A 13549-nucleotide genomic window follows, 5' to 3' on the forward strand; every position below is an offset into this window, starting at 1 on the left:
CCCTTGAACATCCGGCCAGGGCCGGCGGTGTGACGACGTTAGGTACGCCCGGGCGGCGTCAACAAGACGTCGGACCGTGAGCAATAAGCGCAAAACCCCAGGTCAGGCGTTTGCTCAGGTCAGCGCGGTGAGCATTTCCGGCTCGTCGGCCCGCTCCGGGGACACCTCGACGGGCACCCCGTTGAGCACCGCGTTGCCCGACAGCGGGTCGAGGAGGCTGCCGTCGAGGAGCTGGTTGACGTTGACTCCGGGGTTCACGGAGGCGTGCCGGGTGCGGGTGCCGGGCCGGTCGTGGCCCCAGCCGTGCGGCAGGCTCACCACCCCGCGGCGCACGGCGTCGGTGACCTCGGCGAGGACGGTCACCTCTCCCCCGGCCCCCTTGACCCGCACCGGCTGCCCGTCCCCCACGCCGAGGCGTGCGGCGTCGTCGGGGTGGAGGTGCAGGGTGCAGCGGTTCGAGCCGCCGGTGAGGGCGGGCACGTTGTGCAGCCAGCTGTTGTTGGAGCGCAGATGGCGGCGGCCGACGAGGACGAGTCCGTCGGGCCGCTCGCGCAGGGCGGCCCGCAGCCGGGGCAGGTCGGCGGCGATCGGGCCGGGCAGCAGTTCCACCTTGCCGCTGCGGGTCTTCAGCGGCCGGGGCAGGCGGGGGCGCAGCGGTCCGAGGTCGATGCCGTGCGGGTGGGCGAGCAGCTTCTCCAGGGTGAGCCCGTCCGGGTCGGCGCCGAAGCCCTCCCCGTAGGGGCCGAGGCGCAGCATCATGTCCAGACGCCGTTCGGGGCCGTTGTCGCCGGTGAGCAGGCCGGCGAGCTCCTTCGGGTCGCGGCCGTGCACCGGGGAGTGCGGTGCGCTCACGGCCTTGCCCAGGGTCTGCTGGATCACCAGGTCGTCCACGGCCGACGGGTCGGCGCCGTGCATGCCCGTGGCGGCGAGGACGAGCCGGGCGAGGATCTCGGTCTCGGCCATGCGGCCGGGTTCGAGGGGCACGGCGGGGCGCGTGTAGCGGACCTGGTTGCGTACGGCGAGGGTGTTGAACGCGAAGTCGTGGTGGGGGCTCTGGGCCGGCGGGGGCGGCGGCAGGACGACGTGCGCGTGCCGGGAGGTCTCGTTGAGGTAGGGGTCGACGCTCACCATGAAGTCGAGGGAGGCGAGCGCCCTGTCCAGCCGGTCGCCGTCGGGCGCGGAGAGCACCGGGTTGGCGCCGACGGCGACGACGGCGCGGACCGGGGCGCCCTCCTCGGTGGGGGTGTCGATCTCCTCGGCGAGGGCGGACAGCGGCAGTTCGCCCTTGGCCTCGGGGTGGCGGCCGACCCGGGAGTGCCAGCGGCCGAGGGCGAAGCCGCGGCCGGGTCCCGCGGGGCGCGGCGTCCTGTCGGTGGCGGCCAGCGGGAAGAGCGCGCCGCCCGGCCGGTCCAGGTTGCCGGTGAGGGCGTTGAGGACGTCGACGAGCCAGCTGGCGAGGGTGCCGTGCGGGACGGTGCAGCTGCCGATGCGGGCGTAGACGGCGGCGGTGGGCGCGGCGGCGAGTTCGCGGGCGAGGGTGCGGATGACGGCGGCGTCGACGTCGCAGGCGTCGGCGACCGCCTCGGGGGTGAAGTCGGCCAGGGCGTCGGAGAGTTCGGCGACGCCCTGGATGTGCGGCGCGGCGTCGCCGAGGTCGACGAGGTCCTCGTCGAAGAGGGTGCGGGCGATGGCGGCGAGCAGCAGCGCGTCGGTGCCGGGGCGTACGGCGAGGTGCCGGTCGGCGAGGCGGGCGGTGCGGGTGCGGCGCGGGTCGACGACGGTGAGGGTGCCGCCGCGCGCCTTGAGCGCCTTGAGCCGCCCCGGGAAGTCGGGCGCGGTGCACAGGCTGCCGTTGGACTCGAGCGGGTTGGCGCCGATCAGCAGCAGATGGCCGGTGCGGTCCAGGTCGGGTACGGGGATGAGGTTGGCGTCGCCGAAGAGGAGCCCGCTGGAGACGTGCTTGGGCATCTGGTCCACGGTGGACGCGGTGAACAGGCTGTGGGTGCCGAGCCCGCCGATGAGCAGCGGCGGGTAGAGGGCGCCGGCCATGGTGTGGACGTTGGGGTTGCCGAGGACGACGCCGACGGCGTGGGGGCCGTACCGTTCGACGACTCCGCACAGTCCGGCGGCGACGGCGTCGAAGGCCTCCTCCCAGGTGGCCTCGCGCAGTTCCCCGTCGACGCGGACGAGCGGGGTGCGCAGCCGGTCGGGGTCGGAGTCCACCTCCGGGAAGGCGGCGCCCTTGGGGCAGACGAACCCCTTGCTGAACACGTCGTCGCGGTCGCCGCGGGCGCCGGTGACCTTGCCGTCGTCGACGGTGAGGACCAGGCCGCAGGTGGCCTCGCACAGGGGGCAGATACGCAGGGCGGTGCGGGACACGGGTCCTCCCGGTACGGCGGCGGTGACGCACGGACGGGCCGAGCATACCGACCGGTACGCATGGAGGGGAGGGCGTGCGGGAAACCGGGCGGGATCGGTGGTCAGTCCAGCACCCTGGCCAGGTACGCCCGGAGCAGCGCGCGCAGTTCGGCGATGACCTTCTCGTCCCCCTCGGGCGCCGCCCGGAACGCCAGGCCGACCAGGGCGTCGGCGGTCTCCACGGCGACCAGGAAGGCGCGGCGCAGATCGTCGTCGGCCGGGCGACCCAGGTAGCCGGAGAGCAGCGCGGTGAGCCGGTCGGCGACCCGGTGGTTGGGTTCGGCGCGGCGCGCGCCGACCGGGATCTGGTTGCCGAAGTCGACGAGGGAGAAGCCGGGGGCGGTCCGCTTCATGTCCAGGTACGTGTCGAGCACGACGTCCATGGCGTGCCGCCAGCCGCGGTCGCCGGTCACGGACAGCCGTTCGGTGACGCGTGCGGTGAAGCGCTCCAGGTTGCGCTGGGCGAGCGCGTCCGCCATCTGGCGTTTGTTGCTGAAGAAGCGGTAGACGGAGCCGATGGGCACCCCGGCGCGCTCGGCGACCGCGCGGGTGCTCAGGTCGTCGTACCCGACCTCGTCGAGGAGGCCCGCGCAGGCGTCGAGGATCCTGGCCAGCCGTTCGGCGCTGCGCCGCTGCACCGGCGCCCGGCGGAGCGATGGCGTGTGGGACACGGGCCTCATCATGCCTGCCCGGGACCGTCCGGTGAACCGGGCCCCTCGGCGAGCGGCGCCACGCTCTGCTCCGTGGTCGGCTCCTGCCCGGAGACGGTGATGTCGGCGGTGCTCTCCACGGGCTGGCCGTCGACGGCCCACACGGACCCGTCGTCGGCGTACAGCCGCGCGGTGACCTGGTGGGTGCCGCGCGGGAAGGCGCCGGGGGCGAGGTGGTACTCGGGGGTGCGCAGCACGGCGACGCGGCGGCCGTTCACCTCCAGGTGCGCCAGGCCCCGGCCGGCCTCGGCGCGGCGGCCCGTGCCGTCGGGTGAGAAGCGGAAGTTCAGCACCCGCAGCCGTACGTCCCAGCCGCCCTCGGCGTCAGGGGCGACCTCCACGGTGACCTGGGGCGCGTCCTGCTCGTCGACCTCCCGGTAGGGGCGGCCGTCCTCGTCGCGCTCGTCCAGGAGCCGGCCCACGGGTGAGGCCGACACCTCGCCCGCCCCCTGGCCGCCCGGGGTGTCGCAGCCCGCGGATCCGGCCAGCACGACGACACAGACCGCGAGCGCGGGGATGACCGTCCTCCGCCTCCACGTCATGCCGGGGAGCGTAGAACAGCGGTCCGAACGCGCGAATCCCCCTGGAGTCTGGTTCCGCGTCCTCCGTGAAGGGGAGGGGAGGTCCGGCCCCGGAACGAGACCGCGCGGCACCCTTGCGTCCGGGTAACCGCAATCCTACGGTGTCCTATAGGAATCGGCACGGTGCAAGGGAGCAGCGGACATGAGCGACGGGGCCACCGCCCGCGGGAGCGCGACGGAGCGCGAGGAGGCGCGCAAGATCGCCGAAGGGCTGGAGCACCTCTCCGGCTTCGGCAACGAGCACAGCTCGGAGGCGGTGCCGGGGGCTCTGCCCGTCGGCCGCAACTCCCCGCAGCGCGCGCCGCTCGGGCTGTACGCGGAGCAGCTGAGCGGGTCGGCCTTCACCGAGCCGCGCGCGGTCAACCGCCGCTCGTGGCTGTACCGGATCCGCCCGTCCGCCGCGCACCCGGCGTTCACCCGCACGGGCAACGGCGCCCTGCGCTCGGCGCCGTTCACCCAGACGGTGCCCGACCCCAACCGGCTGCGCTGGAACCCGCTGCCGGATCCGGCCGAGGGCACCGACTTCCTGGCCGGCCTGTGGACCCTGGGCGGCAACGGCGACGTGACCCAGCGCACCGGCATGGCGGTGCACCTGTACCACGCCAACGCCTCCATGCGGCGGGTGTTCAGCGACGCCGACGGTGAGCTGCTGATCGTGCCGGAGCGCGGAGGGCTGCTGCTGCGCACGGAGTTCGGCCTGCTGCATCTGGAGCCGGGCCACATCGCGCTGATCCCGCGTGGGGTGCGGTTCCGTGTGGAGCTGCTGGACGAGACGGCCCGCGGCTATGTGTGCGAGAACTATGGGGCGCCGTTCCAGCTGCCCGACCTCGGTCCGATCGGCGCCAACGGTCTGGCGAACGCCCGGGACTTCCGCGCCCCGGTCGCCGCGTACGAGGACGTCGAGGGCCCGGTGGAGGTGGTGAACAAGTACTGCGGCAACCTCTGGACGGCCACGTACGACCACTCCCCGCTGGATGTCGTCGCCTGGCACGGCAACCATGTGCCGTACGCCTACGACCTGCGCCGGTTCAATGTGATGGGCACCATCTCGTACGACCACCCGGACCCGTCGATCTTCACCGTGCTGACGTCCCCGAGCGACACGCCGGGCCTCGCGGGCGTGGACTTCGTGGTGTTCGCGCCGCGCTGGCTGGTCGGCGAGGACACCTTCCGGCCGCCGTACTTCCACCGGAACGTGATGAGCGAGTACATGGGCCTGATCGAGGGCGCGTACGACGCGAAGACGGCCGGGGAGGGGGGCTTCGTGCCGGGCGGCGGCTCCCTGCACACCATGATGTCGGCGCACGGCCCGGACCGGGAGACCTTCGACCGGGCGAGCGCGGCGGAGCTGAAGCCGCAGAAGATCGACGACGGTCTTGCCTTCATGTTCGAGACCCGCTGGCCGGTGTCCCTCACCCCCCAGGCTGCGCGGGCGGAGCACCTCCAGCAGGGGTACGACGACGTGTGGCAGGGTCTCGAGCGTCACTTCCGGCCATTGCACTGACCGTTCTCCGACCGGTACGGATAGCGCGTGACCTCCTTCGCTCCGGACTCGATCGTCCTCAACCGCAAGTTGCCGCTCTGGTATCAGGTGTCGCAGTCGCTGCGCGCCTCGATCCTCGGCCGCTCGCCCCACGACCCGCTGCGCCTGCCCACCGAGGAGCAGCTGGCCGGGCACTACGGGGTGAGCGTGCTGACCATGCGGCAGGCGCTGAAGGAGCTGGAGGACGAGGGGCTGATCACCCGGCACCGGCGGCGCGGCACGTTCATCGAGCCGGACGCCCGGAGGGGCGCGCCGGTGCGGCTGCTGGGCTCGGTCGACGCGATCGTGGCCCAGCAGTCCGGCATGACGACGGAGCTGCTGGAGCACGGTCCCGCGCCGGTCCCGGCCGAACTCGCCGAGCACTTCCCCGACCTGGCGGAGACGGCCGCCTACCACCGGCTGCGCAGCGACGAGAAGACCGGCGAGCCGACCAACCACGCCCGCAACTACGTCCGTCCGGAACTGGCCGAGCGGATCGATCCGCAGGATCTGGTGCGGTGGCCGATGACGAAGGTGCTGCGGGACGTCGTCGGCGCGGACATCAGCCGCATCACGGACACGGTGGAGGCGCGGCTCGCGGACCCGGAGACGGCACGGCTGCTCCGGGTCCCGCTGCTCAGCCCGATCCTGCACTACACGGGTGTCACCTACGACTCCGGCGGAAAGGCCCTGGACGTGGCCGTCATCCACTACCGGGGCGACCGTTTCTCCTTCACGGTGACCCTGGACGCCACCTGATCCGCGCCCGCCGGCAGGTCGTACGATGCCCAGCGTGACGCACGACGACGCTCCGCTGCTGGCGGACCTCATGCCGTGGTCCGTCGCACCGCCGCGGCTCGGCCGGGGGTGGCCGGCGGCCCCCGACGCGGCGTCCCTGAAGGCCCGTTGGGACGCGCTGGTGAAGGCCGAGGGCCCGGACCGCGAGGCCCTGTTCCGGCCGACGCGGTCCCGTACCCCGCACACGGCGGTCGGGCAGCTGCCCGGGCGGGACGGCGGCACGGAGCGGCTGGCCCGCGCCACGGGGCCGTGTCCGCAGCCGGTGCGGGTGCTGCACGGGCCGTTCGACGAGCAGTGGCTGATCCCCGACCAGCGGCTGATCGACGCGCCCCGGCCGGAGTTGTGGCGGGTGGCGGACGCCCGCCAGATCTTCGCCGTCGAGACGTCCGGCGACGGCCCGCCGCTGCTCGCCACGTCCCTCTTCCCGGTCCTGCGCACGGGCCGGATCCGCCCGCTGTACCGCCGCCCGGGCGCCGCCGAGCCCAACCTGGCCCCCGGGCTGACGGACCACCTCGCCGCCCGGCTGGGCCTTGAGGTCTCCCCCGTCGACGTCCTCGCCTGGGCGACGGCCGTGGCGCGCCCCTCGCCGGACGGGCTCGCCGTGCCGCTCACCGGCGCGCCGGACGCCTGGCAGCGGGGCGTGGCGCTGGGCCGCCGCATGCTGTGGCTGATGCGCCGGGACGGTGAACGCCCCAGACTCCCCGGCGGCCGCCGCCCCTACGTCCGGGCCCCGCTGCCGTCCCGTCCGCCCGCGCCGGCCTACGACCGCGAAGAAGAGGCGCTGCTGCTGGGCGAGGGCCGCATCTCCCCGGTTCCGCCGGAGGCCTGGGAGTTCGAGTCCGGCGGGGTGCGGGTGCTGGAGGAGTGGTTCACGGCCCGGACCCGCCCGGCCGAGCCCGGCACGCTGGAGGCGGTCGGTCCGGCCGCCTGGCCGCAGACCTGGACGTCGGAGCTTCTGGAACTGGTCACGGTGCTCGCTCTCCTCGCCGAACTGCGGCCCTCGCGCGAGGAACTGACGGCCGCCCCCTTGCCGGCGCCGGTCACCCCGGCCGACCTGCGCGCGGCCGGCGTCCTGCCCGCCCCCGCCTGGGCCCGCCGCCCGGCCTCGGTCCTGGACACCCGCGAGGAGGGCCCGGAGGGCCAGCTCGCGCTGCTCTGAGCGGGCGGGGGTGCCGCGGGCGACAGAGGCTCAGCGCCCGGGGTCGAAGCCGTCCAGGACGCGGGTGAGGGCCCGGTCGAAGACCGCCTCCAGGTCGATCGGGCCCGGGTCCTCCAGGAACGCCGCCGCCATCCTCGGGTATGCGCCGGTCGCGAGGCGGGACCGGAGATACGCGATGCGGACCGCGTTCTCCTGTTCCTGCGACCAGGGCAGTGAACGGGTGCGTTCGGCGGTGGCCAGTTCGTTGCTGACGTAGGTCGTCACGATGCCGTTCAGCATCGCGATCAGCTCCATCTTGACGCCCTGCGGGCCGGGCATCGGGTCGAGGCAGGCCAGGCAGTGCTCCAGGTAGCGCAGGGAGTTGGGGCTGAAGCCGTAGACCGGTGACATCAGGCGCGGCAGCCAGGGGTGCCGGTGCATCAGGTCCCTGGTCTGGTGGGCCACCCGCAGCATGTCGGCGCGCCAGTCCCCGCTCGGCTCCCACAGCTCGTGCTCTCCGCCGGCCGCGTCCACCATCAGCTCGTACAGGTCCTCCTTGCGGGGGACGTAGTTGTAGAGCGACATGGTGCCGCAGCCCAGCTCGGCCGCGACGCGGCGCATGGAGACCGCGTCCAGCCCCTCGGCGTCCGCGATCCGCACGGCCGCCGCCGCGATGTCGGCACGGCTGTACGCCGGCCTGGGCCCTCGGCCGCTGCGCTCGGGGCGCGCCCAGATCACTTCGGGTTCGGCCGCTCGGCCCGCCATCGGTCATCACCTCGCCCCCCATCGTAGTTACGTACACCGTACGTAGTGCGGTATGGTCGCGCCATGACTACTACGTACGCTGTACTTAGTGAGGGTCTGGAGAAGCGCTTCGGCACCGTGCGCGCCCTGCGCGGACTGGATCTGGCGGTGGCGGAGGGCACGGTGTGCGGGCTGCTCGGGCCCAACGGGGCGGGCAAGACGACGGCGGTGCGGCTGCTGACCACGCTGCTGCGGCCCGACGCGGGGTCCGCCCGAATCGCGGGACTCGACCTGGTGCGCGAGGCAGCCGCCGTACGCCGGCGGATCGGCGTCACGGGACAGGACACCTCGATCGACGGGGACCTCACCGGCCGGGAGAACCTGCGGCTGTTCGCCCGGCTGCACCGGGCGCGGGACGCGGCGGCGCGGGCCGACGCGCTGCTCGACCGGTTCGGGCTGACGGAGGCGGCCGACCGCCCCGCGTCCGCCTGGTCGGGCGGCATGCGGCGCCGGCTCGACCTGGCGGTGAGCCTGGTCCGCCGGCCCGAGGTGCTGTTCCTGGACGAGCCGACGACGGGTCTCGACCCCGCGGGCCGCGGCCTGGTCCGGGAGGTGGTCCGGGAGCTGACCGGCGAGGGCACGACGGTGCTGCTCACCACCCAGTACCTGGAGGAGGCCGACCAGCTGGCCGACGACATCGCGCTGGTCGACCGGGGCCGGGTCGCGCACACGGGCTCACCGGCCGAACTGAAGGCGCTGGTCGGCACGCACGCGGAGGTGATGGTGGCGGACGGCGCCACGCTGGAGGCGGCGGCCGGGGTGCTGGACCGGCTCACCGGGTCGCGGCCCTCGCTGGACCGGGAGCGGCTCGCGGTCGGCGCGGTCACCCGGGACCCGACCCTGACCCTCCCGCATCTGGTGCGCACGCTCGACGCGGCGGGCGTACCGCTCGTCGACGCGAGCCTCAGGCCGCCCACGCTCGACGACGTGTTCCTGCGGCTGACCGAACGGCCCGCGGACCCGGCGACCCTCCCCTACGACGACGACAAGGAGCGTGCGGCATGAGCACGTTGGCGTACGACGGCACCGCGATGCTGGGCCGGCAGCTGCGGCGGACGCGGAACAACCCGGGGCTGCTGATCCTCACCCAGTCGATGCCGGTGAGCATGCTGCTGTTCTTCGGCTACGTCTTCGGCAGCGCGCTCGCCGTGCCGGGGTCCGAGTACCGCTCGTTCCTGGTGCCGGGGCTGCTGGTGGCGACGGCGGCGGGCGGCGTGATGACCGGCATGTTCCAGTCGGCGCAGGATGCGCACCGCGGGGTGACGGACCGGTTCAGGACGCTGCCGGTGAGCCGGGCGGCCGTGCCCGCGGGGCAGGCGGTCGCGGACGTGCTGGTGACGGCGGCCGGGGCGGTGCCGTTCCTGCTGGTAGGACTCGCGGTGGGCTGGCGGGTGGAGGGCGGCGCGCTCGCGGCGGCGGGCGGCTTCGGCCTGCTGCTGCTGTTCCGCTTCGCCTGCGTGTGGGCCGGGATCTACCTGGGGCTGCTGACGCGGAACGAGGAGGCGGCCGGCCAGCTGGGCGGGGCGACCTTCCTGCTGCCGCTGCTGTCGAGCGCGTACATCCCGACGACGGGGCTGCCGGACGGGGTGCGCACGGCGGCGGAGTGGAATCCGGTCAGCGCGGTGGCGACGGCGCTGCGGGACCTGTTCGGCAACGCGCCGGCGCCGGAGGGCGCGGCCTGGCCGATGGCGCATCCGGTGGCGGGGTCGCTGGCCTGGTGCGCGGTGCTGCTGGCGGTGTTCGTACCGCTGGCGGTGCGGCAGTACGCGCGCGGTGAGCGGTGAGCGGTCGCGGCCTCCGCACGAGGACGCGCGGAAGCGAGCGGAGTCGAGAGCACCTGCGGGGACGCCGGGTGGGATCGGGGCCGGCAGGGTGAGGTCCGGTGTCGCGGACCGACGGGGTAGGGCCGTGTGCCGTGGGTACGACGGGCGGGCGGGCGCCGCGCCGGGACGGGTGGGACCGTCCGGCGCGGACGCTACCGGCTGCCGAACAGGGAGCGGCGCAGTCGGCGCAGCGGGGCGAAGAGCGAGACGCGGCTCGCGCGGGCCCGTGCGCCCCTGGTGCCGTGGTGCGCGCTGTCACGCGCGGTCAGCTCACGCATGAGCGACGTCGCCTCGGCCGTCTCCCGCTGCGGGACGGCCGGTCCCGCGAGGACCGAGAGGTGGCGGTCGAGGCGCGAACTGCTCGCGCTGCTGCCGCAGGTGATCGCAGGGACCCTGGCCCTGCTGCGCACTGTTATCTGTTCCATGTCACTCCCCACCCGTACGACTCCACCCGGCCCGGGCAGGGTAACCCTATCGCCCCGTACGGGCACCCGTGTATCGAGGTCACAGGATTCACCTTCCCCGTAAGGGTGTTGACGAACACTCGACGATTACTCTCCGAATCCGACCGTTTTCAGGGCGAGTTGCACGATGGGCTGGCCGGTGGGTTGTGGAGAGCCGCCGTCCGGTTCGACGGTCACCGCGAGTGACGTCGACGCGGGGTCGAGACCGGACGCCACCAAGGGCGTGTCGCGGTCGAAGAGCCCGAGGGAGCGGGGCCGGCCGTCCCGGTCCATGAGCCAGAGCTGACGCACCCGGCCCTCCGGCGGGTCGTCGTATCCGCCCAGAGTGACGACCGCCCCGCGGGCCGATACGGAGGCGATCACTCCGATCGTGCGGCCGCGGGCGTCCCGGCCGCTGCTCGCACGGGCGTCCGGGGCGGCCAGAACGTGGGCGATCTCACGTGCCCGGTCGCGCTCGGCGGCGAGTTCGTCCTGCGTGCGGTTCGCCTGGACGGCGAACAGGGAGGCGACGACGAGCGCCGCGGCGGCGGTGGCCGTGGCGAACGGCACGAGCAGCACCGCCCGGCGCCGCTCCCGGGCGCGCGGCGGGGGCGCGGCTCCCCAGACATGGGGCGGGAGCTGGGGTTCGCGGGCGCGCGCCCCTTCCTGCGGGGCGGGTTCCTGGGCGGTGGTGCGCACGGCGGCCAGGACCCGGTCGCGGAGGGCGGGCGGGGCGGGCGCGGCGGTGGACCAGGCCAGCCGGACGGCGTCCTCGGCGAGGTCGCGCACCTCGGCGGCGCACCGGTCGCAGAACGTCAGATGCTTCTCGAAGCGGATCCGCTCGGCGGGCTCCAGCGCGTCGAGGGCGTAGGGGGCGGCCAGCGAGTGGGGGTCCTCGCGGGAGAACAGCCGGCGGAACACGCTCATGCCGCGCCTCCCAGGCAGTCGCGCAGGCGGGTGAGCCCGTCCCGCATGCGGGTCTTGACGGTGCCCAGCGGGAGCCGGAGCCGTTCGGCCACCTCGCGGTAGGTGTAGCCGTCGTAGTAGGCGAGGGTGACCGACTGGCGCTGGAGCGCGGTGAGGCGGTCCAGGCAGCGGCGGACCCATTCGCGTTCGAGGCCGGCCTCGACCTCCTCGGCGACCTGGTCGAAGGCGGGGCCGTGGCCGCGCCGGGCCTCGCGCTGCTCGCGCTCGCCGGCCGCGCGGGCGCTGCGCACCCGGTCGACGGCCCTGCGGTGGGCGAGGGTGAGCACCCAGGACAGGGCGCTGCCCCGGCCGGGGTCGAACCGGGCGGCGGAACGCCAGAGTTCGAGCAGCACCTCCTGGGCCACCTCCTCGGACTGGGCCGGGTCGCGCACCACGCGCCGCACCAGTCCGTAGACCGGCCCGGAGACCAGTCCGTACAGATCCTCGAACGCCTTCTGGTCACCTCCGGCCACCCGGATCAGCAGCTGGTCCGCCTCCAACGCTCGTCCCCCCATCCCGGCCCCGCCGGACCGTCCGGTCGCACAGGCATACGCAGTGAGCGCGCCTCCGGAGGAGAAGTACGGATCACCGGGCCGAAAACGCGGGTCGGCGCGGAGAAATGCTAAGGCTGCGACGGCCGTTGGGGAGCGGCAAGCGCGAGACCGGGCAGCGGCGGGGCCATGCCGGGCAGGCGGGGCGGGAAAAACCCGTCCGCGGAAAACTCGTCCGCGCTTCGACCAATCCGGTCCGCCGCACACTCCGAATCCCCGTGCGTCAAGGCAAGTCGGCACTGAGGACGGACGGCATGACTACTGACTCCAGGACCGGTTCGGGGCGCAGGGGCCTCGCGACCCTGATCTGCGGTGCGCTGGCCGCCGGGGGGCTCGCGGCCGCCGGCGCGTCCGCGCTGGAACCCGAAGCGGCCTCGGCCTCCTCCCACCGGGAGGCCCCGCTGATCTCGGGCACCCCGCAGTACGACAACACGGACCTGTACGCGTTCGTCAGCCCCGACAAGCCGGACACGACGACGATCATCGCGAACTGGATCCCCTTCGAGGAGCCCGCCGGCGGGCCGAACTTCTTCACGTTCGCCGAGGACGCGCAGTACGACATCCACATCGACAACAACGGCGACGCGCAGGGCGAGCTGCTGTTCCGCTACACGTTCAGGACGCACGTCAAGAACGACAAGACGTTCCTCTACAACACCGGCCCGGTCACCAGCCTGGACGACCCTGACCTCAACGTCACGCAGACCTACGACATCGAGCTGCTGAAGCTGAAGGACCAGCACGCGGTGTCCCGCACGAAGATCGCGGACGACGTGCCGGTGGCGCCGTCGAACGTCGGCAAGGCGTCCATGCCGGACTACGGCACCCTCCGCACGCAGGCGGTGCACGAACTGGCGGGCGGCGCCACCACGTTCGCCGGCCAGGCCGACGACCCGTTCTTCCTGGACCTGCGGGTCTTCGACCTGCTGTACGGCGGGAACCTCTCGGAGGTCGGCAACGACACGCTGAAGGGCTACAACGTCAACTCCGTGGCGCTGCAGGTGCCGACGCACCTGATCACGGAGTCCGCGGACCAGCCGGTCGTCGGCGTCTGGTCCACCACCCAGCGCAAGAACGCCGAGGGGCACTTCGTGCAGGTGTCCCGGCTGGGCAACCCGCTGGTGAACGAGGTCGTCAACCCGATCGGCGACAAGGACACGTTCAACGCGTCCGCGCCGTGGGACGACGCGCAGTTCCTGAAGAACGTCACCGAGCCGGAGCTGCCGAAGCTGATCGAGGCGATCTACAAGATCCCGGCGCCGAAGGAGCCGCGCGACGACCTGGTCGACGTGTTCCTCAAGGGCGTCGAGGGCCTCAACCAGCCTCCGCACGTGCGCCCCTCGGAGATGCTGCGCCTCAACACCTCGATCGCGCCGGCCGCGAAGCCGAAGCGGCTGGGCGTCCTGGACGGCGACACCGCCGGCTTCCCCAACGGACGCCGGCTGACGGACGACGTCGTGGACGCCGCGCTCCAGGTGGTCGAGGGCGAGCTGGTGGGGGCGAAGAACGACCTGGGCGACGCGGTCGACGAGAACGACAAGAAGTTCGGTGGGGCCTTCCCGTACCTGGCCAACCCCACGGAGGGCTCGCGCGGCCCGCTCGCCAAGGGCGTCGACAGCGGCAACGACGTGCGCAGCCAGCTCGGCGACGCGCTGCGGCCCGCCGGGGCGGGCGGCGCCGACGACACCACCCTGATCGCCGCGTCCGCGGGCGCGGGAGCGGGCGGACTGCTGCTGATCGGCGTGGCGCTCATGTGGTGGCGCCGCATGCGCCGCCGCGCCTACTGACCCGCCCG

13 protein-coding genes are annotated in these 13549 nt (G+C 73.7%); 6 read left to right on the forward strand and 7 right to left on the reverse strand.

The genetic code is table 11. The features are described 5' to 3' along the window. Positions 1 to 114 precede the first annotated feature (114 nt). The 3 genes from ACP7TJ_RS06210 to ACP7TJ_RS06220 form a co-directional block, all read right to left on the reverse strand. Positions 115 to 2379 (reverse strand): molybdopterin oxidoreductase family protein, encoded by a 2265-nt coding sequence (locus tag ACP7TJ_RS06210; protein ID WP_376725251.1) that lies wholly within the window; start codon positions 2377 to 2379, stop codon positions 115 to 117. Between the two features lie 101 nt (positions 2380 to 2480). Beyond that, positions 2481 to 3098, reverse strand: coding sequence for a TetR/AcrR family transcriptional regulator (locus ACP7TJ_RS06215; protein ID WP_189911942.1), 618 nt, complete (start codon positions 3096 to 3098; stop codon positions 2481 to 2483). Then, on the reverse strand, positions 3098 to 3670 hold the full coding sequence (locus ACP7TJ_RS06220) for a hypothetical protein (RefSeq protein WP_266545094.1): 573 nt from the start codon (positions 3668 to 3670) through the stop codon (positions 3098 to 3100). The genes ACP7TJ_RS06215 and ACP7TJ_RS06220 overlap by 1 nt, the downstream gene beginning before the upstream one ends. 181 nt (positions 3671 to 3851) lie before the next feature. On the opposite strand from ACP7TJ_RS06220, the gene hmgA reads away from it, so the two are divergent. From hmgA to ACP7TJ_RS06235, 3 genes are read left to right on the forward strand one after another with little or no spacing between them, the layout of a single operon-like run. Then, positions 3852 to 5213, forward strand: a complete 1362-nt coding sequence (gene hmgA, locus ACP7TJ_RS06225) for a homogentisate 1,2-dioxygenase (RefSeq protein ID WP_093764980.1) — start codon at positions 3852 to 3854, stop codon at positions 5211 to 5213. Between the two features lie 27 nt (positions 5214 to 5240). After that, positions 5241 to 5990 carry a GntR family transcriptional regulator gene (locus tag ACP7TJ_RS06230; protein WP_266395932.1) on the forward strand — a complete coding sequence of 250 codons (750 nt, stop codon included), beginning with the start codon at positions 5241 to 5243 and terminating at the stop codon, positions 5988 to 5990. Positions 5991 to 6015: 25 nt separating this feature from the next. After that, positions 6016 to 7188 carry a type ISP restriction/modification enzyme gene (locus tag ACP7TJ_RS06235; RefSeq protein WP_189911921.1) on the forward strand — a complete coding sequence of 391 codons (1173 nt, stop codon included), beginning with the start codon at positions 6016 to 6018 and terminating at the stop codon, positions 7186 to 7188. Between the two features lie 30 nt (positions 7189 to 7218). Here the strand turns inward: ACP7TJ_RS06235 and ACP7TJ_RS06240 are convergent, their stop codons facing one another. After that, on the reverse strand, positions 7219 to 7932 hold the full coding sequence (locus ACP7TJ_RS06240; protein ID WP_093764983.1) for a TetR/AcrR family transcriptional regulator: 714 nt from the start codon (positions 7930 to 7932) through the stop codon (positions 7219 to 7221). A 63-nt stretch (positions 7933 to 7995) separates the two neighbouring features. Between ACP7TJ_RS06240 and ACP7TJ_RS06245 the strand changes: the two genes are divergently transcribed. Together ACP7TJ_RS06245 and ACP7TJ_RS06250 are read left to right on the forward strand one after the other, a co-directional pair. Beyond that, positions 7996 to 8976: an ATP-binding cassette domain-containing protein gene (locus ACP7TJ_RS06245; RefSeq protein ID WP_427762399.1), complete on the forward strand. Its 981-nt coding sequence runs from the start codon at positions 7996 to 7998 to the stop codon at positions 8974 to 8976. Continuing rightward, positions 8973 to 9755 (forward strand): ABC transporter permease, encoded by a 783-nt coding sequence (locus tag ACP7TJ_RS06250; RefSeq protein WP_093764985.1) that lies wholly within the window; start codon positions 8973 to 8975, stop codon positions 9753 to 9755. Before ACP7TJ_RS06245 ends, ACP7TJ_RS06250 begins: the two co-directional genes overlap by 4 nt. Positions 9756 to 9946: 191 nt before the next feature. Here ACP7TJ_RS06250 and ACP7TJ_RS06255 read toward each other — a convergent pair whose 3' ends face one another. The 3 genes from ACP7TJ_RS06255 to ACP7TJ_RS06265 all read right to left on the reverse strand — a co-directional run bounded on the left by ACP7TJ_RS06255 (position 9947) and on the right by ACP7TJ_RS06265 (position 11703). Beyond that, a complete protein-coding gene (locus tag ACP7TJ_RS06255; RefSeq protein ID WP_031021765.1) occupies positions 9947 to 10219 on the reverse strand; it encodes a hypothetical protein in 273 nt (90 codons plus the stop codon). 126 nt (positions 10220 to 10345) lie between these two features. Next, the gene (locus tag ACP7TJ_RS06260) at positions 10346 to 11164 is read right to left on the reverse strand and encodes an anti-sigma factor (protein WP_167744387.1); all 819 of its coding nucleotides are present in this window, start codon (positions 11162 to 11164) and stop codon (positions 10346 to 10348) included. Next, entirely contained in the window at positions 11161 to 11703 is a 543-nt protein-coding gene (locus ACP7TJ_RS06265) for a sigma-70 family RNA polymerase sigma factor (RefSeq protein ID WP_028961874.1), read from the reverse strand. Before ACP7TJ_RS06265 ends, ACP7TJ_RS06260 begins: the two co-directional genes overlap by 4 nt. A gap of 305 nt (positions 11704 to 12008) precedes the next feature. Here ACP7TJ_RS06265 and ACP7TJ_RS06270 point away from each other — a divergent pair, with 305 nt between their 5' ends. Beyond that, positions 12009 to 13541 (forward strand): DUF4331 domain-containing protein, encoded by a 1533-nt coding sequence (locus ACP7TJ_RS06270; protein ID WP_167744386.1) that lies wholly within the window; start codon positions 12009 to 12011, stop codon positions 13539 to 13541. Positions 13542 to 13549 lie beyond the last annotated feature (8 nt).

Source organism: Streptomyces sp. DSM 41931, assembly GCF_050271085.1.
Taxonomy (GTDB): Bacteria; Actinomycetota; Actinomycetes; order Streptomycetales; family Streptomycetaceae; genus Streptomyces; species Streptomyces albogriseolus.

Excerpts from the sequence above, each read along its gene's own strand:
- ACP7TJ_RS06250 (WP_093764985.1), top strand. The coding sequence starts at position 8,973 with ATGAGCACGTTGGCGTACGACGGCACCGCGATGCTGGGCCGGCAGCTG.
- ACP7TJ_RS06270 (WP_167744386.1), top strand. The coding sequence starts at position 12,009 with ATGACTACTGACTCCAGGACCGGTTCGGGGCGCAGGGGCCTCGCGACC.
- ACP7TJ_RS06215 (WP_189911942.1), bottom strand. The coding sequence starts at position 3,098 with ATGAGGCCCGTGTCCCACACGCCATCGCTCCGCCGGGCGCCGGTGCAG.
- ACP7TJ_RS06240 (WP_093764983.1), bottom strand. The coding sequence starts at position 7,932 with ATGGCGGGCCGAGCGGCCGAACCCGAAGTGATCTGGGCGCGCCCCGAG.
- ACP7TJ_RS06260 (WP_167744387.1), bottom strand. The coding sequence starts at position 11,164 with ATGAGCGTGTTCCGCCGGCTGTTCTCCCGCGAGGACCCCCACTCGCTG.
- ACP7TJ_RS06255 (WP_031021765.1), bottom strand. The coding sequence starts at position 10,219 with ATGGAACAGATAACAGTGCGCAGCAGGGCCAGGGTCCCTGCGATCACC.
- ACP7TJ_RS06220 (WP_266545094.1), bottom strand. The coding sequence starts at position 3,670 with ATGACGTGGAGGCGGAGGACGGTCATCCCCGCGCTCGCGGTCTGTGTC.
- ACP7TJ_RS06235 (WP_189911921.1), top strand. The coding sequence starts at position 6,016 with ATGCCCAGCGTGACGCACGACGACGCTCCGCTGCTGGCGGACCTCATG.
- ACP7TJ_RS06245 (WP_427762399.1), top strand. The coding sequence starts at position 7,996 with ATGACTACTACGTACGCTGTACTTAGTGAGGGTCTGGAGAAGCGCTTC.
- hmgA (WP_093764980.1), top strand. The coding sequence starts at position 3,852 with ATGAGCGACGGGGCCACCGCCCGCGGGAGCGCGACGGAGCGCGAGGAG.